At 70.4% G+C, this 20,703-nt stretch carries 23 protein-coding genes; 9 read left to right on the forward strand and 14 right to left on the reverse strand.

The window, feature by feature from the left end:
• The first annotated feature begins 183 nt into the window (after positions 1 to 183).
• The 3 genes from HNP44_RS00925 to HNP44_RS00935 all read left to right on the forward strand — a co-directional run bounded on the left by HNP44_RS00925 (position 184) and on the right by HNP44_RS00935 (position 2,536).
• A complete protein-coding gene (locus HNP44_RS00925; protein ID WP_259143983.1) occupies positions 184 to 1,197 on the forward strand; it encodes an alpha/beta hydrolase family protein in 1,014 nt (337 codons plus the stop codon).
• A gap of 31 nt (positions 1,198 to 1,228) precedes the next feature.
• On the forward strand, positions 1,229 to 1,711 hold the full coding sequence (locus HNP44_RS00930; RefSeq protein WP_259143985.1) for a hotdog fold domain-containing protein: 483 nt from the start codon (positions 1,229 to 1,231) through the stop codon (positions 1,709 to 1,711).
• Positions 1,712 to 1,828: 117 nt separating this feature from the next.
• Positions 1,829 to 2,536 carry a S1 family peptidase gene (locus HNP44_RS00935; protein WP_259143988.1) on the forward strand — a complete coding sequence of 236 codons (708 nt, stop codon included), beginning with the start codon at positions 1,829 to 1,831 and terminating at the stop codon, positions 2,534 to 2,536.
• An 86-nt stretch (positions 2,537 to 2,622) separates the two neighbouring features.
• Here the strand turns inward: HNP44_RS00935 and HNP44_RS00940 are convergent, their stop codons facing one another.
• Positions 2,623 to 3,720: a CaiB/BaiF CoA transferase family protein gene (locus HNP44_RS00940; RefSeq protein WP_259143990.1), complete on the reverse strand. Its 1,098-nt coding sequence runs from the start codon at positions 3,718 to 3,720 to the stop codon at positions 2,623 to 2,625.
• Positions 3,721 to 3,753: 33 nt separating this feature from the next.
• On the opposite strand from HNP44_RS00940, the gene HNP44_RS00945 reads away from it, so the two are divergent.
• On the forward strand, positions 3,754 to 4,365 hold the full coding sequence (locus HNP44_RS00945) for an alpha/beta hydrolase family protein (RefSeq protein ID WP_259143991.1): 612 nt from the start codon (positions 3,754 to 3,756) through the stop codon (positions 4,363 to 4,365).
• On the opposite strand, the gene HNP44_RS00950 is transcribed toward HNP44_RS00945, so the two are convergent.
• On the reverse strand, positions 4,350 to 5,837 hold the full coding sequence (locus HNP44_RS00950) for a flavin-containing monooxygenase (protein WP_259143992.1): 1,488 nt from the start codon (positions 5,835 to 5,837) through the stop codon (positions 4,350 to 4,352). The two genes, HNP44_RS00945 and HNP44_RS00950, sit on opposite strands and share 16 nt — an antisense overlap.
• Before the next feature lie 84 nt (positions 5,838 to 5,921).
• On the reverse strand, positions 5,922 to 6,674 hold the full coding sequence (locus tag HNP44_RS00955; protein ID WP_259143993.1) for a M50 family metallopeptidase: 753 nt from the start codon (positions 6,672 to 6,674) through the stop codon (positions 5,922 to 5,924).
• Between the two features lie 122 nt (positions 6,675 to 6,796).
• On the opposite strand from HNP44_RS00955, the gene HNP44_RS00960 reads away from it, so the two are divergent.
• Together HNP44_RS00960 and HNP44_RS00965 are read left to right on the forward strand one after the other, a co-directional pair.
• Entirely contained in the window at positions 6,797 to 7,819 is a 1,023-nt protein-coding gene (locus tag HNP44_RS00960) for a ferredoxin--NADP reductase (RefSeq protein ID WP_259143994.1), read from the forward strand.
• On the forward strand, positions 7,819 to 8,934 hold the full coding sequence (locus HNP44_RS00965; protein WP_259143995.1) for an alcohol dehydrogenase catalytic domain-containing protein: 1,116 nt from the start codon (positions 7,819 to 7,821) through the stop codon (positions 8,932 to 8,934). Before HNP44_RS00960 ends, HNP44_RS00965 begins: the two co-directional genes overlap by 1 nt.
• A 1-nt stretch (position 8,935) precedes the next feature.
• On the opposite strand, the gene HNP44_RS00970 is transcribed toward HNP44_RS00965, so the two are convergent.
• Positions 8,936 to 9,754 carry an SDR family oxidoreductase gene (locus tag HNP44_RS00970; protein WP_259143996.1) on the reverse strand — a complete coding sequence of 273 codons (819 nt, stop codon included), beginning with the start codon at positions 9,752 to 9,754 and terminating at the stop codon, positions 8,936 to 8,938.
• A 102-nt stretch (positions 9,755 to 9,856) separates the two neighbouring features.
• Between HNP44_RS00970 and HNP44_RS00975 the strand changes: the two genes are divergently transcribed.
• On the forward strand, positions 9,857 to 10,015 hold the full coding sequence (locus tag HNP44_RS00975) for a DUF5302 domain-containing protein (protein WP_259143997.1): 159 nt from the start codon (positions 9,857 to 9,859) through the stop codon (positions 10,013 to 10,015).
• Between the two features lie 220 nt (positions 10,016 to 10,235).
• Positions 10,236 to 11,069 (forward strand): hypothetical protein, encoded by an 834-nt coding sequence (locus HNP44_RS00980; protein ID WP_259143998.1) that lies wholly within the window; start codon positions 10,236 to 10,238, stop codon positions 11,067 to 11,069.
• Between the two features lie 7 nt (positions 11,070 to 11,076).
• Here HNP44_RS00980 and HNP44_RS00985 read toward each other — a convergent pair whose 3' ends face one another.
• The 9 genes from HNP44_RS00985 to HNP44_RS01025 form a co-directional block, all read right to left on the reverse strand.
• Positions 11,077 to 11,436 (reverse strand): DUF732 domain-containing protein, encoded by a 360-nt coding sequence (locus HNP44_RS00985; protein ID WP_259143999.1) that lies wholly within the window; start codon positions 11,434 to 11,436, stop codon positions 11,077 to 11,079.
• Between the two features lie 156 nt (positions 11,437 to 11,592).
• The gene (gene tuf, locus HNP44_RS00990; protein WP_224647326.1) at positions 11,593 to 12,783 is read right to left on the reverse strand and encodes an elongation factor Tu; all 1,191 of its coding nucleotides are present in this window, start codon (positions 12,781 to 12,783) and stop codon (positions 11,593 to 11,595) included.
• A gap of 122 nt (positions 12,784 to 12,905) precedes the next feature.
• Positions 12,906 to 15,011 carry an elongation factor G gene (fusA, locus tag HNP44_RS00995; protein WP_259144000.1) on the reverse strand — a complete coding sequence of 702 codons (2,106 nt, stop codon included), beginning with the start codon at positions 15,009 to 15,011 and terminating at the stop codon, positions 12,906 to 12,908.
• 129 nt (positions 15,012 to 15,140) lie between these two features.
• On the reverse strand, positions 15,141 to 15,611 hold the full coding sequence (gene rpsG / locus HNP44_RS01000) for a 30S ribosomal protein S7 (protein ID WP_068522691.1): 471 nt from the start codon (positions 15,609 to 15,611) through the stop codon (positions 15,141 to 15,143).
• A complete protein-coding gene (gene rpsL, locus HNP44_RS01005) occupies positions 15,611 to 15,985 on the reverse strand; it encodes a 30S ribosomal protein S12 (protein WP_224647328.1) in 375 nt (124 codons plus the stop codon). Before rpsL ends, rpsG begins: the two co-directional genes overlap by 1 nt.
• Before the next feature lie 343 nt (positions 15,986 to 16,328).
• Positions 16,329 to 17,207, reverse strand: coding sequence for a DNA-3-methyladenine glycosylase family protein (locus HNP44_RS01010; protein ID WP_259144001.1), 879 nt, complete (start codon positions 17,205 to 17,207; stop codon positions 16,329 to 16,331).
• 9 nt (positions 17,208 to 17,216) lie between these two features.
• Positions 17,217 to 17,609 carry a DUF5313 family protein gene (locus HNP44_RS01015; protein ID WP_224647330.1) on the reverse strand — a complete coding sequence of 131 codons (393 nt, stop codon included), beginning with the start codon at positions 17,607 to 17,609 and terminating at the stop codon, positions 17,217 to 17,219.
• A gap of 50 nt (positions 17,610 to 17,659) precedes the next feature.
• Positions 17,660 to 18,424, reverse strand: coding sequence for an ABC transporter permease (locus HNP44_RS01020; RefSeq protein WP_259144002.1), 765 nt, complete (start codon positions 18,422 to 18,424; stop codon positions 17,660 to 17,662).
• On the reverse strand, positions 18,421 to 19,302 hold the full coding sequence (locus tag HNP44_RS01025) for an ABC transporter ATP-binding protein (RefSeq protein WP_259144264.1): 882 nt from the start codon (positions 19,300 to 19,302) through the stop codon (positions 18,421 to 18,423). The genes HNP44_RS01020 and HNP44_RS01025 overlap by 4 nt, the downstream gene beginning before the upstream one ends.
• A gap of 107 nt (positions 19,303 to 19,409) precedes the next feature.
• Here HNP44_RS01025 and HNP44_RS01030 point away from each other — a divergent pair, with 107 nt between their 5' ends.
• Positions 19,410 to 20,303, forward strand: a complete 894-nt coding sequence (locus tag HNP44_RS01030) for a hypothetical protein (RefSeq protein WP_259144003.1) — start codon at positions 19,410 to 19,412, stop codon at positions 20,301 to 20,303.
• A 46-nt stretch (positions 20,304 to 20,349) separates the two neighbouring features.
• On the opposite strand, the gene HNP44_RS01035 is transcribed toward HNP44_RS01030, so the two are convergent.
• Positions 20,350 to 20,634 carry a DUF2277 domain-containing protein gene (locus HNP44_RS01035; RefSeq protein WP_259144004.1) on the reverse strand — a complete coding sequence of 95 codons (285 nt, stop codon included), beginning with the start codon at positions 20,632 to 20,634 and terminating at the stop codon, positions 20,350 to 20,352.
• Between the last annotated feature and the right edge of the window lie 69 nt (positions 20,635 to 20,703).

Below are 20,703 nucleotides of genomic sequence, written 5' to 3' on the forward strand. Positions count from 1 at the left end.
CCTCGAGGGGTGCCGGGCGATACCGTAGCCGGTGGTACGGCCCCATACAGGACCGCGCCGCCCGACAGGGCAACCCGACCAGTATGCACTGCTCGGGCCGCATCTTCAAATCGAACCGGTCGATCCCGCCTATGCGATTCGCGTCACACCCGTCGCCCGGTCGCGCTCTGGAACAATATGGGCATGACCGAACGGGGCGTCCCGCCGAGGCCGGGCGCGCTGCTCCCGGCTGTGCTGCTGTGCGCCGCCCTGCTGGTCACCTCCGCGTGCACCCCCGTCGTTGACGGTGCCGCGACGCAGTCCTCTTCTGCGGACGCCTCGAAGTCGCGGATCCTCCCGCGCCCGGTCGCCGCGGTGCGGGACGACGCGGTCCGCTACCGCTACCCCGCGCCGAACGCGGACCCGCGGCAGAACTACGGCAACCTCTACCTCCCCCGCGGTGTCCACGCGCCGCGCAGCCTGCCGGTGGTGGTGCTCATCCACGGCGGCGGCTGGAAGAACCGGTCGAGCGCCGGCTACATGGCCGAGGTCGCGCGGGCCCTGCAGGCGCAGGGCCTCGCGGTGTGGAACATCGAGTACCGGCGGGTCGGCTCGGGTGGCGGCTGGCCCACGACCTTCACCGACGTCGGGCACGCGGTCGACTTCGTCCCGACCCTCGCCGAGTCCGCGCCGGCGTTGGACCCGACGAACGTGATCCTGGTCGGGCACAGCGCGGGCGGCCAGCTCGCGGCGTGGGCGGCTACCCGGCGCACGCTCCCGGCGGGGTCGCCGGGCGTGACGTGGCCGGCGGGCGGGGGCCCGACGGTGACCCCGCGCGCCTTCGTCTCCATGGCGGGGGTGCTCGACATGCGCACCAGCTCGCGCCTCAACGACCACGTGCGCAAGGCACTGGGCGGCATGCCCGACCGGGTGCCGGAGCGGTACGCGCTGGCGAACCCGATCCAGCGGATCGACCCGCTCATGCCCTCCGTCGCGATCCACGGATCCGAGGATTCGATCGTGCCCGCGTCGGAGTCGGTGGACTTCGTCGCTGCGGCGCGGGCGCTCGGCGCACCGTCGCTGCTGGTGGAGCTCGACGGGGCGAACCACGGGACCCCCGTCAACGTGCACTCGCCGTACTGGCCGCGGATCCGCGAGACCATCGTGACGCTGGCCCGGGAGGGCTTCGACGCGCTCGCCGCGAACCCGCCCCGCTGACCCCGAACTTACCGTGGAGTAAGATAGTGGCATGAGCGAGACTCCCACGTACAAGCTGTGGCGCACCCTCAGCGACAAGCCCCTCGGCAAGCTGGCCTTCTCCGCCGGAGCCTCCCTCAAGGCGCCGTACTTCGCCTCCATCACCCCGTACATCTCCGAGATCGAGTACGGCCGCGCCGTGGTCCACGGGCCGAAGTGGTGGTTCGTGCACAACCACATCGGCACCTATCACGCCATCGCGGCCTGCAACCTCGCGGAGGTCGGCATGGGCATGGTGATGGAGGCGTCCACGCCGGGCACGCATCGCTGGCTCCCGAAGTCGATGACGGTCGACTACCTCGCCAAGGCGGAATCCTCGCTCGTCGCGACCGCGACGCTGGCAGCGGGGACCGACTGGGACGCGATCACCACCGGGAGCGACGTGGTCGTCGACATCGCCGTCCGCGACAAGAAGGGCACCGAGGTGGTGCACGCGAAGATCACGACCTGGGTCACTCCCAAGCCCGCCGCATGAGATTCGGTAACTCGCGTCACTTGAGTTGACCTGCGCATCGTCGTTCACTCGGTTTACAGGCGGTGTGGCGTGTGGCACGCTACCGTCGCACAGTCTTGCGCCGACCCGAGGAGGATCATGCGCCGCACCATCACGTCGCTCGCAAGGAACGCCGCCGCGTCCGTGGCCGTCCTCGGCGGCGTCGCCGCGCTGATCCCGGCCGCCGCGCAGGCGGAGCCGGTCGCGACCGTCTCCCCCGGCAGCTCCGTGCTCACGGTCACCAAGCTGGTCGGCAACGTCGCCGACGGCCGCGGCTGCACCGTCGGCTTCGTCGGGCAGCGCCCCGACGGCACCCGCGTCGGCCTGTACGCGGGGCACTGCGGCGCGCAGGGCCAGCAGGTGGTTGTGAACGGCCGCATCGTCGGCGTCAACACCGGCTCGTCGGCGCCCGCGCTGACCAAGTCCGACACCTTCGTGGTGCCCGACGCCCCCGACTGGGGCGTCTTCACCCTCGACCCGAAGCTCGCGACGGCCGCCCCCGGCGGCCGCGTGCGCCCCACTTCGGTGGGCACCGCCCGCCCGGGCGATGCGGTGTGCAGCCAGGGCGTCTCGTCCGGCTGGCGCTGCGGCTCCGTGGTGAGCGTCGACGGTGGCTACATCGCCACCACCATCCCCGTGCAGGTCGGCGACAGCGGCGGCCCGCTCATCCGCAGCTCCGACAACGCCGCGCTCGGCATCGCCAGCCGCGCCGCCACGTTCGACGGCCCGCTCGCCCGCAGCGGCTCGCTGTTCTACGACCTCGGCTCCGCGCTGCGCGCGACCGGTACGTCGCTCGTCGTCGGATAGGGTCACCGTTCCCCGAAACCGGCCGAAATCCGGGCGGCGCCGCGTAGCCGCGGTGCCACCACGAAATCGGCCGGTTTCGCGCGCCCTCAGTCCCGCCAGAGCGTCGCCGGGTCGGCAGCCTCAGGATTCGGCGCCTCGGGTGTCGCGGCGGGCGTGCGGGAGAACCGCGGAGCGGGCATCGGCGCCATCGCTCCCCCGACCTCCTGCAGGTTCTGCCGGGCCGCCATATGCGGGTGCTTCGAGGCCTCCTCGAAGGTGAGGATCGGCGCGACGCAGGCGTCGGAGTCGAAGAAGACCTCGGCCCACTCGTCGCGGGTCCTCGTCTTGAGCGCGGCCTCCAGCGCAGCGCGCAGCTCGGGCCACCGCGCCTGATCCAGCTGGTAGGGCAGGTCCTCCTGCTTCAGGCCCAGCTTGCTCAGCAACTCGGCGAAGAACTGCGGCTCGATCGCACCGACGGAGACGTACTTGCCGTCGGAGGTCTCGTAGGTGTCGTAGAACGGCGCCCCGCCGTCGAGGGTGTTCACGCCGCGCTCGTCGCTCCAGATGCCCTGGCCCCGGAAATCCCACTGCATCTGCCCGATGAGGGAGGCGCCGTCGACCATGGCGACGTCGATGACCTGCCCCTTCCCGGAGGTGTTGCGCTCGTAGAGCGCCGCGAGCACGCCGAAGACGAGGAACATCGATCCGCCCGCGAAGTCGCCGACGAGGTTGAGCGGCGGCACGGGACGCTCGCCCTTGCGGCCGATCGCGTGCAGCAGACCGGTGAGGGAGAGGTAGTTCATGTCGTGGCCGGCGCGCTGCGCGAACGGGCCGTCCTGGCCCCAGCCGGTCATTCGGGCGAAGACGATGCGCGGGTTGCGCTCGAGCACCACGTCGGGACCGAGGCCGAGGCGCTCCATGACGCCGGGCCGGAAGCCCTCGACGATCACGTCCGCGCGGTCGATGAGCTCGAGGACGGTGGCGATGTCATCGGGGTTCTTCAGGTCGGCCTCGACGATGGTGCGACCGCGCTTGACGCCCGACGGCGTGCCCGTGATGCCGTTCACGCCGATGCCGGGCCGCTGCACCGAGACGACATCGGCGCCCTGGTCGGCGAGGAGCATGGCGGCGTGCGGGGCGGGGCCGAGACCTGCGAACTCGACCACTTTCAGTCCCGCGAGGGGACCCTGCTTCGAATCAGTCATGAATGCACGTTAACTTGCCCGTAGGGTGAAGAGGTGACCTGGCTCTCGATTCACGACCCCGAAGGTGACGTGCGAGCGAATCTTGTGCTCGCGCACGGCGCGGGCGGCAACCGCGACCAGGCGATGCTGCGGCTGCTGGGCGAGGAACTCGCGCAGCGCGGCGTGCGCACCGTCCGCATCAACCTCCCGTTCCGGCGGCTGCGGCCGAAGGGGCCGCCGTCACCGTCGGGCCAGGCGGCCGACCGGGCCGCCTTCGCCGAGACCGCCCGGCTCCTGGACCTGGACGGCCCGACTCTCTGGGGCGGGCACAGCTATGGCGGGCGGATGGCGTCGATGGCCGTCGCGGAGGGGCCGGAGCGGCCCGACGGCCTGCTTCTTCTGTCCTACCCGCTGCACCCGCCCGGCCGGCCGGAGAAGGCCCGTACGGCCCACCTGCCGGACATCACGATCCCGACGGTGCTCGTGCACGGCAGGCGCGACCCCTTCGCCTCGCCGGAGGAGATGGCGGAGGCCGCAGGGCTCATCGCCGGCCCGACCACCACTGTCGAGGTCGCGGCCGCGCACGACCTGGCGCCCGCGAAGTCCGGCGCACCGGCGAAGGCCGCCGACGCCGTGATCGCGCTGCTGGATCAGGCGAAGGCGTAGTCCTCGATCGGGAAGGTGCGGGCGTCACGGCGGGCGCCGATCACCGAGCTCGGCCGCAGCAGCGTCGCCTCGCCGTGCGGATCGAAATAGTAGCTGCGACTGCCCTCGCACGCGCCGAGTTGGAAGACCGACCGCCCCAGCCGGGACGACATCGTCTCCAGGAACGTCGCGTTCGCCTGCTCCGTCACCTCGACGGTGCGCGCGCCGGTCCGGTCGATCTCGTCGAAGACGCGGCGCAGGTGCACCATTTGCGCCTCGATGGTCCAGAAGTAGCTCAGGCCGGTGTAGCTGTACGGACTGTGCAGGCTGAAGAAGTTGGGGAACTTCGGCACCGCCATGCCCTCGTAGGCCTGGAAGCGACCCTCGCGCCAGAACTCGCCGAGATTGCGGCCGTCCCGGCCGGTCACATCGATCGCGGGGAAGTTCTTCTCCCACAGCGAGAACCCGGTCGCGAGCACGAGGGTATCGAGCTCGTGCACGGTGCCGTCGGCCATCTCGATGCCGTGCGGCAGCACCCGGGCGATGGACGACGCCTCCAGGGTCACGTTGTCGCGGCCGAAGGTCGGGAAGTAGGTGTTGGAGAAGGTGGGCCGCTTGCAGCCGAAGGAGTACGACGGGGTGAGCGCCGCGCGGGTCGCCCGGTCCGGGACCTGCGCGCGCAGGTGCGCCTTGGCGAGCAGCGCGGCGATGTCGTTGAACCGGTGGCCGTACTTGTAATTGAGCACGCCCACGGTGTTGAGCGCCTCGAGCGCCGTCGAATTCGCGAGCCGCGCCGCGCGCTGCGTCGCCGGAAACCGACCGAACAGCGCCTTCACCGGAGCCGGCACACGGAAGTCGACCTTGGGCACCACCCAGATCGGGGTGCGCTGGAAGACCGTCAGGTGCCCGGCGATCTTCGCCAACTCCGGTACCAGCTGCACGCCCGTCGCGCCGGTGCCGATCACGCCGATCCGCTGCCCGGTCAGGTCCGCGTCGTCGTCCCACTTCGCACTGTGGATGACGGTGCCCGCGAAATCCTCGATGCCCTCGATGTCGGGCAGCTTCGGCTGGCTCAGGAAGCCGGTGGCGGTGATGAGGTAGCGGGCGCGGAGCTTCTGCTCCAGCCCGGCGTCGCGCACGACGGTGACCTCCCACTCGGCGGCCCGGGCGTCCCACACGGCGCCGGTCACCTCGACGCCGAAGCGCATCAGCGGACGCAGGCCGTACTTGTCGGCGACGTGACTCGCGTAGGCCTTGAGCTCGGCACCGGGCGCATACAGGCGCGACCAGTTCGGGTTCGGCTCGAAGGAGTACGAGTAGGTGACCGAGGCGATGTCGACCGCGAGGCCCGGGTAGTGGTTGACGTGCCACGTCCCGCCCAGGTCCTCCTCGCGCTCGAGGATGAGAACGTCGGTGCGTCCGCGGCCGAGGAGTTCGATCGCGGCACCCATGCCGCCGAACCCCGCGCCGACGATGATCACGTCGTGGGTCATGCCCACCCCCTTTCGGTGAATGAAACGTCAGTCCTACGAAATCTACACCACCGTACGACCAGGTCGTCCCCCGTCGCGTCGTCCTCAGGGCGGAGTGACGCCGGCCTGCGCGGTCAACAGCACGACGCCCAGCACCGCTCCCCCGACGGTCGCCGCGGCGAACAGTGTCACCCACACGCCGCCGGGGACCCTCGTCAGCCGTGCGAGGTGGTCGGCGTCGCTCTCGTGGCCCCGCCCTCGGAGGCGCAGCAGCTGCAGCTCGGCGACGGCGCGGGGCGCCCCGAAGAGGAGGAACCAGGTGCCCAGATGGGCCAGCGCGACCTTCGCCTCCGCGGCCGCCCACCAGGAGACAGCAGCCACGACGGCGGCGGCGAGGAGCACCACGTACAGGCCGAAGACGTTGCGGATCTGCACGAGCAGCAGCGCCAGCAGGAGAACCGCGGTCCACAGCGCTGCCAGGGCGTAGCCGCGGGAGAGCAGGACGGCGGCGACGAGGCCGATCACCGTCGGGGCCGGGTAGCCCGCCGCGAACGTGGCGACCATGCCGGGCCCGCGGGGGCGCCCGCGGGAGACGGTGAGCCCGGAGGTGTCGGAGTGCAGGCGGACGCCGCTGAGCCGGCGTCCGCACAGCACGGCGATCACGGCGTGGCCGCCCTCGTGGGCGATGGTCACCACGTACCTCGCCCGACGCCACGCGGGCTGCCACAGGACCAGCAGGAGTGCTGCGGCGGCCGTGCCCAGGAGCACCGTGCCCCCGGGCGCGGGCTGGCGGTCGGCCACGTCGGCGACGACGCGGTCCCAGGCGTGGGCGAGGGCGTCGGGAAGGGCGGGATCCACCGGGTGCACGGTAGTCACGGCCGCTGTGGGAACGCTGAGTCCGCACTCTCCCGGCCCGTGTGGTCGATAGTGCCCGCTGGGCGGGCAGAATCCACCGCACGCTCGGCCGATAACCTGGACGCATGAGCCTCACCCCCCATTCGAGCCGCAGCCAGATCGTCACCGTGACCGAGGTGATCGACGAGACGGCGCTCGCGAAGTCCTTCGTCTTCGACGCGGAGTGGGACTACCGGCCGGGCCAGTTCGTCACCGTTCGGGTCCCATCGGAACAGACCGGTTCCGTGGCCCGCTCGTACTCGCTGTACACCTCGCCGTTCAACGATGCGAAGCCCGGCGTGACCGTCAAGCGGACCGTCGACGGATACGCCTCGAACTGGCTCTGCGACAACGTCACCGCGGGCGACGAACTCGAGGTCCTCCCGCCGTCGGGCGTCTTCGTGCCGGAGAGCCTCGACGTGCCGCTGCTGCTGCTCGCGGCGGGCAGCGGCATCACGCCGATCATGTCGATCCTGGCGGCCGCACTCAAGGCAGGCACGCAGCCGGTCACGCTGCTGTACGCCAACGCCGATCCGGAGGCCACGATCTTTCGCGCGGAGATCGCGCGACTGGAGGCGGAACACGAGCGGCTCACGGTGATCTGGTGGATGGAGTCCGAGCGGGGCATCCCCGACGCCGACATGCTGTCCGCGCTGCTCGCGCCGTACCACTCGCGCGCGACCTACCTGTGCGGCCGCGACGAGTTCATGGCCGCCTGCAAGGAGGCCGCGAGGGTCATCGGCACCCCGCGTGAGCAGGTGCATCAGGAGATCTACGCGTCCCTCACCGGCGATGCCTTCGCCGACATCGTGCCCCACGAGGTGGAGGTCACCACGGATTCGCCGCAGGTCACCGTCCACAATCTGGGCGCGAGCTTCACCGTGCCGTGGCCGGAGGGCGAGTCGCTGGTGGACGTCCTCATCAACAACGGCCACGACGTGCCCTACTCCTGCCAGTCGGGCGAGTGCGCGACGTGCCTGTGCAAGCTGACGAAGGGCACCGTCGCGATGGCGGTCACCGACGGACTCGACCCCGACGATGCCGAGGACGGCTACATTCTGGGATGCCAGGCGAAGCCGACGTCGCCCGAGTTGGAGGTCGAGTACTGATGCGGATCCGCGGAGCGGTGCTGGAGGAGATCGGACGCGCGCGTCCGTACGCGCAGTCGACGCCGATCTCGGTGGGCGAGCTCGAGCTCGCGCCCCCGGGCCCCGGCGAGTTGCTGGTCCGCATCGAAGCGGCGGGCCTGTGCCATTCGGATCTGTCGGTGGTCGACGGTAACCGCGTCCGCCCGGTGCCGATGCTGCTGGGCCACGAAGCCGCGGGCATCGTCGAGGCGCTCGGTCCCGGCGTCGAGGGCGTCTCGGTCGGCGACCGCGTCGTCATGGCCTTCCTCCCCCGCTGCGGCGAGTGCGCGAACTGCCGCACCGACGGCCAGCTTCCGTGCACGCCGGGCAGCGTCGCCAACAACGCCGGCGAGCTGCTAGGCGGCGGTCGCCGCCTCTCCCGTGACGGCTCGGCGGTGCACCACCACCTCGGGGTGTCCGGGTTCGCGACGCACACCGTGGTGGACGCCCGCTCGGTGACCCGCGTGGATGCCGATGTACCGCCGGAGATCGCAGCCGTGCTCGGCTGCGCGGTTCTCACCGGCGGCGGCGCGGTCCTCAACGCCGGGCTGCCGAAGGACGGCGACGACGTGATCGTCGTCGGCCTGGGCGGCGTGGGCATGGCCGCCGTCCTCACCGCCCTGTCGCTGCAGGCCGACGGTGCCGTCGGCCGCGTGATCGGCGTCGACGCCCAGCCCGCGAAGCTCGACGCCGTGCGTGCCCTCGGCGCCGACGCCGCCTACACCCCTGCGGAACTCGCCGAGGCCGGCGTCCGCGCGCCGGTCGTGATCGAGGCGGCGGGCCACCCGAAGGCCTTCGAATCCGCGGTGGCGGCGACCGCCGTCGGCGGCCGGACTGTGACCGTCGGGCTGCCGAATCCCGCAGCGCGGTCGGAGATCAGCCCCTTGGTGCTCACCGCCGAGGCCCGCACCATCATCGGTAGCTACCTCGGCTCCGCCGTCCCCCAGCGTGACATCCCGCGGTACGTCGAGATGTGGCGCGCCGGCCGCCTGCCGGTCGAGAAGCTGATCAGCGGCGTCATCACGCTGGAGCAGATCAACGAGGGCATGGACTCGCTCGCCGACGGCGCCGCCGTCCGCCAGGTGATCCGGTTCTGACCTACACCTCGGAAGCCTCCGGCGGCGACGCCGGACGGGGCCAGTCCGTCGGGCGCTGCTGGGCGTCGAGGCCACCGTCGGCGAAGACGACGGAGCCGACGCAGTATCCGGACTCGGGGCCGAGGAGGAACTGCGCGAGCGCAGCGATCTCCTCCGGCCGCCCAGCGCGGCCGGCGGGAATGAGCTCGAGGAAGGCGTCCATGGCGGCGCCGAGCTGCGGGTCGACGCGGCCGGCCTGCGTCATCGGGGTGTCGATGAGCCCCGGCGCGATGGCGTTGAGCCGGATGCCCTGCCGCACGTACTCGGCGGCGTGTGTGCGCACGAAGTACGCAAGCGCCGCCTTCGTCGCCGGGTAGGCCAGGATCGAGGCGTACTCGCCGTAGGAGTCGGCGAGGTCGGAGGCGGCGTGCTCGTCGCCGCCGAGGCACATCTCGGCCAGTTCCATGGGCCAGCCCGGCTGCGTGGTCGTGGAGTTCGAGCTCACCAGCAGTGCCGCCGACGGCCCGCGGGCGAGCAAGGGCCGCAGCCCCACCAGCAGGTCGACCGCCCCGAAGTAGTTCACCGCGACGACCGAAGAGCCCGACCGGCCTGCGGCCGGCCCCAGCCCGGCGAACGCGGCGAAGCCGGCGAGCGGCGCAGAGCCCACGAGCTCGCCGATCCGCGCGACGGCCTCGAACCGGCCCCCGGGCGTCCCGAGGTCGGCCTCGACGTCGGTCCCGCGCAGGTCGACACCGATCACGCCGTGCCCGGCGGCGTGCAGCCGCTCCGACGTCGCCGCGCCCAATCCCGAGGCCGCCCCCGTCACCACGTACATGCTCATGTCCTTGATCCTTCCCCCAGCGAACGGCCTTCCGGCAAATCGGGTGACATCCGCCCCTGCCCGGTTTAGCGTGAACGCACGCCGACGAGAGGAGACGACACCATGACCGCCGACGGTATCGCCGACAAGTTCAAGGAAGCACTCGAACGCAAGAACGCGTCGAATCGCAAGGGTTCCGCCCACCTGGACGGATCCGCCAAGCCCGCGGCCCCGCACGGGTCGGAGAGCCACCAGCAGCAGTTCCGCCGCAAGAGCGGATAGCGGAACCGCACGACGGCCCGGCGAACCCGACAGGGATTGCCGGGCCTCGCCGTCTCAGCAGGAGCTGCGTCGGCGGACGCACGGAGTCGGACGGGTCGGCCGACTCCACAGGGCATCCGATAGACTTGCGATCGCACTACGACGGTCGCACGAGGAGGGCGTCATCGACCTTCCGCTACTCATCCCTGTACCGATCGTGCGCCGCCCGGTCCTTTCTGGCATGCCGCCGGAAAACCCTGCCGTTCACCAGGTCCGAGCCGTCATCGGGTCGATCCTCGGGTCACTGCGCGGCGGTCCGCACCTGCCGGAGTCGGGCCTGAACTGGGCCGCCGCCTACCTCACGCGCGGGCCCGAGCCGCTGCTCGTCGTCACCACCACCGACGCCGGCTGGCTGCCGCTCGGCACCATCGTCCCCGCGGGGGTCCGAGTGCTGTGGAACGTCCCCACGGCGGCCGCGTGGGCCACCGTCGACGATCCGGTGCGGCAGCTGGTCGAGTTCGCCGAGGCTGAGGGCTACACGATCCACGCCGTCGCCACCACCCACCCGAGTCGGGCCCACCACATCCCGAACGGCCCGTGGAAGCTCGTCGGCGAGCGCCACCCCGGGCAAGTGCTGCCGCACCGCGTCACTCGCTTCGAGGTCGTCGCCTCGCCCGCACGGGTCGGTCACATCCGTGCCCTGGATCTCGATGAAGCGGACCGCCAAGCTCGCGCTCTGCTGCGCGACCTGGAGAGGATCATCGTCGAGCCCGAATATGCGATCGGGGTCGAGGAGGCCCGCACGGAGGCGCGCCGGTATCTCGCCGCCGGTCGGGAGATCCCCGCGGCGGTCGGCGATCAGCTGCTCCTCGACCAGGACGCCCTCGCCGACGCCCTGAACCTGGCACGCACGCCGCCGCGGTCGCTGACGGCCGGGGGCGGCCCGCCCGACGGTGCGGCGCTCCGGTCCCGGCTGGTCGAGCGTGCGCTGGTGGAGGTCACGATCGCCGCGGCCCGGCACGACCTGGAGTCCGCGATCTACGGCTGGACCTTCGCCCGCTACCTCGCCCGCTGACCCCGCATCAGGGGTACGTCTTGTACCGGTCCCAGTGGCGGACGCAGAGGTACTGCGCGGCGTAGAAGACCAGCTGCTGCCGTTCCCACAGCGGGTAGGCCCGCTCGTCGTTGTAGAGCGCGCGCGTCGCCGCAGCGGTGCTCCCAGGGTTCCGGTCCAGCGCAGCGCACGCGCGATAGCCGAACCGCACCATCTGAGCGTCGGTCGTCCGGTCGCCGAACGGTTTCGTGAAGTCGTGGAGGTTCTTCGAGGCCACGACGAACCGGCCCTCGTCGAGCCGGCCGTCGGCCTGCGCGGGGGCCTGCACAAGCGCGGCGCACCCGAACGCCACGGCCGCGGCCGTCACCGCCCTCATCAGCTTCGGCATCGTCTTGCTCCTCGCCTCCGGTGGGGCCGGCCCCACGTGTCGAGGCGATTATCGCCGATCGCGCGAACGTCGGGGGGCGAACCCGACAAGCCCGGAAACGCGGAACGGCGCCCCTCCCCGAAGGGAGAGGCGCCGTTCACGGCTGGTTACCGAAGATCAGGCGATGATCTTGGTGACGCGGCCGGCACCGACGGTGCGGCCACCCTCGCGGATCGCGAAGCGCAGGCCCTCGTCCATGGCGACCGGCTGGATGAGCTTGACGCTCATCTCGGTGTTGTCGCCGGGCATGACCATCTCGGTGCCCTCGGGGAGGGTCACGACGCCGGTCACGTCCGTGGTACGGAAGTAGAACTGCGGACGGTAGTTGTTGAAGAACGGGGTGTGGCGGCCGCCCTCGTCCTTCGACAGGATGTACGCCTGGCCCTCGAACTCCTTGTGGGGAGTCGTGGTGCCGGGCTTCACGACGACCTGGCCGCGCTCGACGTCCTCACGCTTGAGGCCACGGACCAGTAGGCCGACGTTGTCGCCCGCCTGGCCCGAGTCCAGCAGCTTGCGGAACATCTCGATGCCGGTGACGGTGGTCTTCGTCGACTTCTCGCGGATGCCGACGATCTCGACCTCCTCGTTGACGTTGACGATGCCGCGCTCGACACGACCGGTGACGACGGTGCCACGACCGGTGATCGTGAAGACGTCCTCGACGGGCATGAGGAAGGGCTTGTCGGTCTCACGCTCGGGATCCGGGATCGCGGTGTCGACCGCGTTCATGAGCTCGAGGATCGACTCGGTCCACTTGGGATCGCCCTGCAGCGCCTGGTAGCCCGACACGCGGACGACGGGGGCGTCCTCGTCGAACTCCTGCGAACCGAGCAGCTCGCGGACCTCCATCTCGACGAGCTCGAGGATCTCCTCGTCGTCGACCATGTCGCACTTGTTCAGGGCGACAAGGATGTAGGGCACGCCGACCTGGCGAGCGAGCAGCACGTGCTCACGCGTCTGGGGCATCGGGCCGTCAGTGGCGGCCACGACCAGGATCGCGCCGTCCATCTGGGCCGCACCGGTGATCATGTTCTTGATGTAGTCGGCGTGACCGGGGGCGTCGACGTGAGCGTAGTGACGCTTCTCCGTCTGGTACTCGACGTGGGAGATGTTGATCGTGATACCACGAGCCTTCTCCTCCGGCGCCTTGTCGATCTGATCGAAGGCCGAGGCCTCGTTCAGGTCCGGGTACTTCTCGGCCAGAACCTTGGTGATGGCAGCCGTCAGGGTGGTCTTGCCGTGGTCGACGTGACCGATGGTGCCGATGTTCACGTGCGGCTTCGTCCGCTCGAACTTCGCCTTCGCCACTTGATGTCCTCCTGGACGTAGGTGCTTGAGAGGCCGGTTGCCCCACAAGCGGGTGTATTTACTTCAGTTGTTCGACGCCGCGGAATTGTTCTGTGGCGTCACGCTCCGGAGAGCGGGGAGAATTACTCCCCGTTCACCTTCGCGATGATCTCCTTCGCCACGTTCGCCGGAACCTCGGCGTACGAGTCGAAGACCATGGAGTAGTTAGCCCGGCCCTGGGTCCGCGACCGGAGGTCGCCGATGTAGCCGAACATCTCCGACAGCGGGACCTGCGCCTTGACGACACGGGCACCACTGCGTTCCTCCATGGCCTGGATCTGGCCACGGCGGGAGTTGAGGTCGCCGATCACGTCACCCATGTAATCCTCGGGGGTCGTGACCTCGACAGCCATGATGGGCTCGAGGATGACGGGACCAGCCATGCGCGCGGCCTCCTTGAAGGCCTGCGCGCCGGCGATCTTGAACGCCATCTCAGACGAGTCGACGTCGTGGTACGCGCCGTCGAGCAGCGACACCTTGACGTTGACCATCGGGTAGCCCGCGAGCACGCCGTACTGCAGTGCATCCTGCGCACCGGCGTCGACCGAGGGGATGTACTCCTTCGGCACGCGACCACCGGTGACGGCGTTCACGAACTCGTAGGTGACGCCGTCCTCGGCCTCGGTCAGCGGCTCGAGCTTGATGATGACGCGCGCGAACTGGCCGGAGCCACCCGTCTGCTTCTTGTGGGTGTACTCGTGCTTGTCGACGGTCTTGCGGATCGTCTCGCGGTACGCGACCTGGGGCTTGCCGACGTTGGCCTCGACCTTGAACTCGCGACGCATACGGTCGACGAGGATGTCGAGGTGCAGCTCACCCATGCCGCCGATGACGGTCTGGCCGGTCTGATCGTCGAGCTCGACGGAGAAGGTGGGATCCTCCTCGGCGAGCTTCTGGATCGCGACGCCCAGCTTCTCCTGGTCGGACTTGGTCTTCGGCTCGATCGAGACGTTGATGACCGGATCCGGGAACGTCATCGACTCGAGGACGATGGGGTTCGCCGGGTCGCACAGGGTGTCACCGGTGGTGGTGTTCTTGAGACCGATCATCGCGTAGATGTGACCGGCGGTCGCATCCTCGACGGGCATCTCCTTGTTGGCGTGCATCTGGAAGAGCTTGCCGATGCGCTCCTTGTTGCCCTTGGTGGCGTTGAGCACGCCGGTGCCCGAGTCGATGTGACCCGAGTACACGCGGACGAAGGTCAGCTTGCCGAAGAAGGGGTGCGCGGCGATCTTGAAGGCCAGGGCCGAGAAGGGCTCGTCCTTGCTGGGCTTGCGCGAGATGATCTTCTCCTCGTCGCCCACGGCGTGTCCCTCGATGGAGGGGACGTCGAGCGGGCTGGGGAGGTAGTCGATCACCGCGTCGAGCATGGGCTGCACGCCCTTGTTCTTGAACGCCGAGCCGCACAGCACGGGGTAGAGCTCACGCGCGACGGTGAGCTTGCGGATGGCGCCCTTGATCTCCTCGATCGAGAGCTCCTCGCCGGCGAAGTACTTCTCCATCAGAGCCTCGTCGGACTCGGCGACGGTCTCGAGCAGCTTCTCGCGGTACTCGGCGGCCTTGTCGACGAGATCGGCGGGGATCTCCTCGATGGTCGGCTCGGCACCGGTGGCGACGACGCCGCGCCAGGTGATGGCCTTCTGCTCGAGGAGGTCGACGACGCCGTCGAACTCGTCCTCGGCGCCGATCGGCAGCTGCAGGACGAGGGGCTTCGCGCCGAGGCGCTCCTCGATGGTGCGCACGGTGAAGTAGAAGTCGGCGCCCAGCTTGTCCATCTTGTTGACGAAGCAGATACGCGGGACGTCGTACTTCTCGGCCTGCCGCCAGACCTGCTCCGACTGGGGCTCAACGCCCTCCTTGCCGTCGAAGACGGCCACGGCGCCGTCGAGCACGCGGAGCGAACGCTCCACCTCGACGGTGAAGTCGACGTGCCCGGGGGTGTCGATGATGTTGATCTGGTTGCCGTTCCAGAAGCAGGTCACGGCGGCGGAGGTGATGGTGATACCACGCTCCTTCTCCTGCTCCATCCAGTCGGTGGTCGAGGCACCGTCGTGGGTCTCACCGATCTTGTAGTTCACACCGGTGTAGAAGAGGATGCGCTCGGTAGTGGTGGTCTTACCGGCATCGATATGCGCCATGATGCCGATGTTGCGGACCTTCGTGAGGTCGGTAAGCACTTCCTGTGCCACGGTGGTAAGCCTCGTTCTCGTTAAAGGATGGTTGGAACTCCGCCGCGGGAGCGGCACCTGCAGCTCGGTAGCGGCAGCGGTTCTCCGGTGTCCCGCGGGCCGACCGGTGGGCCGGCCCGCAGGATCAGATCACCAGCGGTAGTGCGCGAACGCCCGGTTGGCCTCGGCCATCTTGTGGGTGTCCTCGCGACGCTTCACGGAAGCGCCCAGGCCGTTGCTCGCATCGAGGATCTCGTTGGCGAGCCGCTCGACCATGGTCTTCTCGCGACGCTGCCGCGTGAAGGTCACCAGCCAGCGCAGCGCGAGGGTGTTGGCGCGACCGGCCTTCACCTCGATCGGCACCTGGTAGGTGGCGCCACCGACACGGCGGCTCTTCACCTCGAGCGAGGGGCGCACGTTGTCCAGCGCCTTCTTGAGGGTGAGAACCGGATCGGTGCCGGTCTTCTCACGGGTGGCCTCGAGCGCGCCGTAGACGATGCGCTCGGCGGTCGACTTCTTGCCGTCCAGGAGCACCTTGTTCACGAGCTGCGTGACGACCTGCGAGCCGTAGACGGGGTCGTTGACGACGGGGCGCTTGGGCGCCGGTCCCTTACGAGGCATCAGCCCTTCTCCTTCTTCGCGCCGTACTTGCTGCGGGCCTGCTTGCGGCTCTTGACCCCCTGGGTGTCGAGCGAGCCGCGGATGATCTTGTAGCGAACACCCGGGAGGTCCTTCACACGACCGCCGCGGACGAGCACCATCGAGTGCTCCTGAAGGTTGTGGCCTTCGCCGGGGATGTACGCGGTGACCTCGACCGAGGTGGTCAGGCGGACGCGGGCGACCTTACGGAGAGCCGAGTTCGGCTTCTTCGGGGTCGTGGTGTAGACGCGGGTGCACACGCCACGACGCTGCGGCGAGCCCTTGAGGGCCGCCACCTTCGTCTTGGTGGCCTTGTCCCGGCGGCCCTTGCGGACCAGCTGGTTGATAGTTGGCATAGAAGCGCTTTTTCCTTCGTTTCGGCTGTCGCCGACCGCGCGGTCGGCTCTTCCTACTGCTGCGGTTGTAGCTCCGGGCAAGCCGCACGCCCCCAGGAAGGGGAGAACGACTTCCGCAGCGCGGCCCCACCGGCTTCGGCGACTCATCGTCGTTTCCGCTGGTCAGTCCCGTTTCCGGGAAGTAGCTACCCGCCTCGCGCGTACCCCGAGGTCGGGCGTGTCGCGTGTCCGTGGGCGGTTCCGGAGGTCCGGCCTAGCCATGGACACGTGTGAATAGTCCTGGTTACCCAGGCACGGCGACCAAGCTTACCCGCCTGAACTCACACTGGTCAAAATGCATTGCCTACAGGCCACGATAGTCGCGCACGGAGACCCGCGGCCCGCGGCGTTCGCGGTCGACGCCGGCGCGGACCAGTAGCCTGATCACCCGTCCGCGCTGGCCCCGATAGGGTTCGAGTACGTCGAGCATTCCGGGATCGTCCAACGCCTCGCCCGTGAGCGCTATTCCCACGATGCGGGGCAGGTGGTAGTCCCCGACGGGCACGGCGTCCGGATCGCCGCACGCCCGCCCGAGCAGGTCCCCGACGGTCCACGGTCCGATGCCGGGGAGGGCCCCGAGCTTCGCCGGACGGTGCTCGACCTCGACCGCGCTCGCCCCGACGATCGTGCGCATCCGGACGGGTTCCACGCCGGCGCGGTGCCACTCCCAGCCGGGGATCGTGGCCCACTCGGCGCGCGGCGGCGGCACCCGCAGGTCTGGCCCGCCGGTCGGCCCCGGGGCGACGGTGCCGAACCGTCGAACCAGGTACCGCCAGGACCGCCACGCCTCCGCGCCCACGACCTTCTGCTCGAGCACGGTCGGGACGAGGGTCTCCCAGACCCGGTTCGAGCGAGTGAGGCGCAGGCCCGGCGAGGCGGCCACGGCCCGCTCGACGATGTCGTGGCGCGGAACCAGTGCCGACGGCTCGTCGTCCGCGCCGGCCATCGCGGGGGCGTTGTCGAGGAGCCACTGGGCCCCACTCCCCCACGCCTGCGCGGTCACCGTCCCGTCGGCGAGGTGCAGGCGGAGCGTGCCCGGGCCGTCCGGGGTGTGCACGGCCCGCCAGAGCGCACCGTCGGGCGTGCGCGCGTAGGCCGGATCGCCTCCGCCGCGGCGGAGCACGCCGACGGTGCCGTGCAGGTCGAGGGCGTGCCCCGGAGCCCATGAGCGTTCTGCCGTCACCCGGCGAGGCTACGCCGCCCGGTGCCGGTACTTCTCCTCGTAGACCTGGGCGCGGCGACGGTGCTCGGCGAGCTGGCTGCCACTCTCGGTGTGCGGATCGATGCCGTTGTCGACGAGAAGTTCCTGCAGGTAGATCGACCGCAGGCCGCCGACGAAGACGATGGCCGGCAGGGCCATCATCGCGACGAGCGCCAGCTTGACCCACAGCGGCGACGGGAGCAGCAGGGCGACGACGAGGAAGGGCACGAACATCAGCGCCCCGCGGATGAAGAACCGACGGTTGTGGCCGGGGCCGGTGGCGTCGTTGACCACCCAATCGCGCATGGAATCGGGCAGGCGCATCCCCATGAGGTACTTCACCCGTTCGAGGAGGTTCGGTGTGGTTCGCGTAGTCGTGGACATGACTCCACGCTACGCTCGTGTGATTCAGGTCACAATCGTTCGGAAGCTGATCAGCGCTCGCCGCTGCGCCGGTAAGCGAGGGCGGCAGCGCCGGCGAAGACCACGAACCACGCCAGCACATTGACCACAGCCCCGAGCAGGGAAACATGACCGCCGGAAAGCATCTCACCGCCGGTCAGCGGGTAGCGGGCGAGGGCGGTGATCCCGTACATCGGCGTGAACTGCGCGGCTGTCAGCATCCCGCCCGACAGCGGGAAGAAGACGTTGCCGCCGAAGGCGAGCACGGTGAGCAGGAGCCCCGGCACGTGCATCACGATCTCGGGGCGCAACGCGAGGCCGAGGGCGAGCCCCAGCGCGCCGAACAGCGCCGAGCCCAGCCACGCGAGGAGCAGCGAGAGCACCCAGACCCGCGGCTCGGCCTGTGCGCCGGTCACCGCGGCCAGCGCCGCGAGCACGATCACGGGGAGCGCCGACATGGTCAGGGCACTCACCACCTTCGAGGCGATGTAGCCGGGCGGCTGCAGCGGAGTCAGCCGCAGGGTGCGCACCCAGCCGGTCGACCGTTCCGTCGCGACCTGGGCGGCGGTCGTCGTCGCCGCGGCCGCGGAGCCGTAAAGCGCGAGGCCGATCATCATCCAGGCGGCGAAGTCGCCGTGGGCGAACCGGGCGTCCGGCCCGGCCTGGGCGTGCAGGGCGAGGTACAGCACCACCGGCAGGACGGTGGTGATGATGAGGGTCTGCCGGTTGCGCAGCTGGCGCCGTACGTCGAGCAACAGGAAGCGGGGCGTCAGGCCCCAGGATGCGATGAAGGTCATAACTTCTCCTCGGTGAGCTGCAGGAACGCCTCTTCGAGACCGTGGGTGCGGGTCTCCACGTCGCGGGCGTCGGTACGGGTGAGCAGGAAGCGGAGCGCGTCGTCGGACGCGCGAGGGTCGCCGTCGACGGCGAAGACGGTGCGCTCGCCACGCACCTCCGCCACGCGGAGGCCGGGCACGGCCGCGACGAGCGCGGCGGCACCGTCGGGACCGAGCACCGCGGAGACGCGCCGGCCGGTGGCTGCGGCCCGGACGTCGGCGGTGGCGCCGTCGGCGACGATCCGGCCGCCCGCGATCATGACCACCCGGTCGGCGAAGCGATCCGCCTCCTCCAGGTAGTGGGTGGCGAAGAGCACCGTCGTGCCGCGGCCGGCGTCGGCGCGGACGGCGGCCCAGAACCGGCGCCGGGCGTCGACGTCCATGCCGGCAGTGGGCTCGTCGAGGACGAGCACGTCGGGCTCCGCGAGCAGGGCCAGGGCGAACCGCAGCGCCTGCTGCTGCCCGCCGGAGCACTTCCCGACGGTGCGCCGCCGCAGGTCGCCGAGGCCGGCGCGGGCGATCGCGGCGTCCGGGTCGGAGCCGGGGTGCAGCGCCGCGATCAGTTCGACGGTGTCCTGCACGGTGAGCCCAGGAAGGAGCCCGCCCGACTGCTGCACGGCAGCGACGGTGCCGGTGTGCGTCGCGGTACCGGCGTCCGGGGCGATGAGGCCGAGGACCATGTCGATCGTGGTGCTCTTGCCCGCGCCGTTGGGGCCGAGGAAGGCCACGACCTCACCCTGCTGGACGGTGAGGTCGATGCCGTCGACGGCGGTGAACCGCTCACCCGTCGGGGTCGTGTAGGTCTTGGTCAGCGATCTGAGTTCCAGTGCCGGTGTCATGCCGTCGACGATGCCCGCGACCTGCGCCGATCGGATCCACCCGCGGGTGGAGGCCGGGGTGGAGATCACCCTGTGACGTAGGTCATAGTCGGAGTAGATTCACTGCCATGCGTGTGCGGTACTCCTTCTCCCTCGCGGCGGCGCTCGCGCTGTGCGCGGCCGCCCCGGCGTTCGGCGCGTCGCCGCCGGGGGCACTGCTCGGCGAGTTCGCGCAGAACCAGCTGGAGAACTGCGCCGCGATCTGCCCGTACGCGCTGCAGGGCGCGATCGGTGTCCCCGTGGGTGCGCTCTCCGCGCCGGGCGCGGCGCTCACCGCGGCACCGGGCGGCCCCCTCCGGGCGCTCGGTGCGGGGGCCGCGGTGGTGACCGGGCCCGCCGACGCCGCGATGACCGGCATCATCGGCAACGACCTCAATCAGGTGGTCCCGCGGTTCCAGAACGGCGTGCTCATCGGTGTGCTCGACCTGATGCGGATCGGGGGTGGCACCGGCTCAGCCGGCGCGCTGCGCACCGACCTGCTGGCCGCGCTCCAGGAGCCACTACCGCCGGTGGCGCCGACGCCGCCCCCGCTCACGACGCCGCCGCCCTTCGGCATCACGCCGGCGCCCCAGGGTCCGGCGGAGACCGCGGTGGTGCAGGGGACGAACGCCTTCTTCGCCGCGGCCTTCTACGTCCCGGAGCTGTCGCTACTCGGGGCCACGCAGACCGCGAACGCCGCCGCGACGACGCTCGCGGAGTCCGGCGACCCGGTCGGCGCGGTCCAGGCCGGACTGGACGCCGCGGGGGCCGTGGGGGCGGAAAACACGCGGATCTTGGAGCGGGCGCTCTCGTCGCCGTCGACCAGCAGGCCGACGGGCGCGCAGGCGACGGGCTCTGGCGATGCGGCAGGCGCCGGCCAGAGTGCGACGGCCACCGACGACCCCACCGAGCCGGGCGACGCCACCGGCGCGAGCTCCACCAACGCGACGGGCTCCAGTGGGTCCGCCGGCGACGGGGACTGAGCCACGTCAGTCGGCGCCGCACGGCGAACGCCGCCCGGAGGTCCGCTCAGGCGGACTCGGCCGCGGCCCTGGCTTCGATCCGCGCCCGGACCTCCGGGCGGCGCAGCGGCGGCACGGTCTTCGGCGGCTGCCGGCGCGCAGGCAACGCGTCGAGCAGTTCCTCCGTCGCGGCGGTCACCTTGGCGACCGCGAGCTCGAAGGCGTCGTGGTTGGCGTCGCTGACCTTCTGAATCCCCGAGACCTTGCGCACGTACTGCCGCGCCGCAGCCTCGATCTCCTCGTCGGTGGCGGCGGGTTCGAGTCCCCGCAGTTCAGTGATGTTCCGGCACATACTCCGACGGTAGTCCCACTCCAGATAAACCGCTGTCGCACCGCGGACTTCACCGCGCGATCAGCCGGG

Source organism: Tsukamurella ocularis (assembly GCF_024807615.1).
In the GTDB taxonomy this organism is placed as follows: domain Bacteria; phylum Actinomycetota; class Actinomycetes; order Mycobacteriales; family Mycobacteriaceae; genus Tsukamurella; species Tsukamurella ocularis.

Excerpts from the sequence above, each read along its gene's own strand:
- HNP44_RS00925 (WP_259143983.1), top strand. The coding sequence starts at position 184 with ATGACCGAACGGGGCGTCCCGCCGAGGCCGGGCGCGCTGCTCCCGGCT.
- HNP44_RS00930 (WP_259143985.1), top strand. The coding sequence starts at position 1,229 with ATGAGCGAGACTCCCACGTACAAGCTGTGGCGCACCCTCAGCGACAAG.
- HNP44_RS00935 (WP_259143988.1), top strand. The coding sequence starts at position 1,829 with ATGCGCCGCACCATCACGTCGCTCGCAAGGAACGCCGCCGCGTCCGTG.
- HNP44_RS00940 (WP_259143990.1), bottom strand. The coding sequence starts at position 3,720 with ATGACTGATTCGAAGCAGGGTCCCCTCGCGGGACTGAAAGTGGTCGAG.
- HNP44_RS00950 (WP_259143992.1), bottom strand. The coding sequence starts at position 5,837 with ATGACCCACGACGTGATCATCGTCGGCGCGGGGTTCGGCGGCATGGGT.
- HNP44_RS00960 (WP_259143994.1), top strand. The coding sequence starts at position 6,797 with ATGAGCCTCACCCCCCATTCGAGCCGCAGCCAGATCGTCACCGTGACC.
- HNP44_RS00965 (WP_259143995.1), top strand. The coding sequence starts at position 7,819 with ATGCGGATCCGCGGAGCGGTGCTGGAGGAGATCGGACGCGCGCGTCCG.
- HNP44_RS00970 (WP_259143996.1), bottom strand. The coding sequence starts at position 9,754 with ATGAGCATGTACGTGGTGACGGGGGCGGCCTCGGGATTGGGCGCGGCG.
- HNP44_RS00975 (WP_259143997.1), top strand. The coding sequence starts at position 9,857 with ATGACCGCCGACGGTATCGCCGACAAGTTCAAGGAAGCACTCGAACGC.
- HNP44_RS00980 (WP_259143998.1), top strand. The coding sequence starts at position 10,236 with ATGCCGCCGGAAAACCCTGCCGTTCACCAGGTCCGAGCCGTCATCGGG.
- HNP44_RS00985 (WP_259143999.1), bottom strand. The coding sequence starts at position 11,436 with ATGCCGAAGCTGATGAGGGCGGTGACGGCCGCGGCCGTGGCGTTCGGG.
- rpsG (WP_068522691.1), bottom strand. The coding sequence starts at position 15,611 with ATGCCTCGTAAGGGACCGGCGCCCAAGCGCCCCGTCGTCAACGACCCC.
- rpsL (WP_224647328.1), bottom strand. The coding sequence starts at position 15,985 with ATGCCAACTATCAACCAGCTGGTCCGCAAGGGCCGCCGGGACAAGGCC.
- HNP44_RS01015 (WP_224647330.1), bottom strand. The coding sequence starts at position 17,609 with ATGTCCACGACTACGCGAACCACACCGAACCTCCTCGAACGGGTGAAG.
- HNP44_RS01020 (WP_259144002.1), bottom strand. The coding sequence starts at position 18,424 with ATGACCTTCATCGCATCCTGGGGCCTGACGCCCCGCTTCCTGTTGCTC.
- HNP44_RS01025 (WP_259144264.1), bottom strand. The coding sequence starts at position 19,302 with ATGACACCGGCACTGGAACTCAGATCGCTGACCAAGACCTACACGACC.
- HNP44_RS01030 (WP_259144003.1), top strand. The coding sequence starts at position 19,410 with ATGCGTGTGCGGTACTCCTTCTCCCTCGCGGCGGCGCTCGCGCTGTGC.
- HNP44_RS01035 (WP_259144004.1), bottom strand. The coding sequence starts at position 20,634 with ATGTGCCGGAACATCACTGAACTGCGGGGACTCGAACCCGCCGCCACC.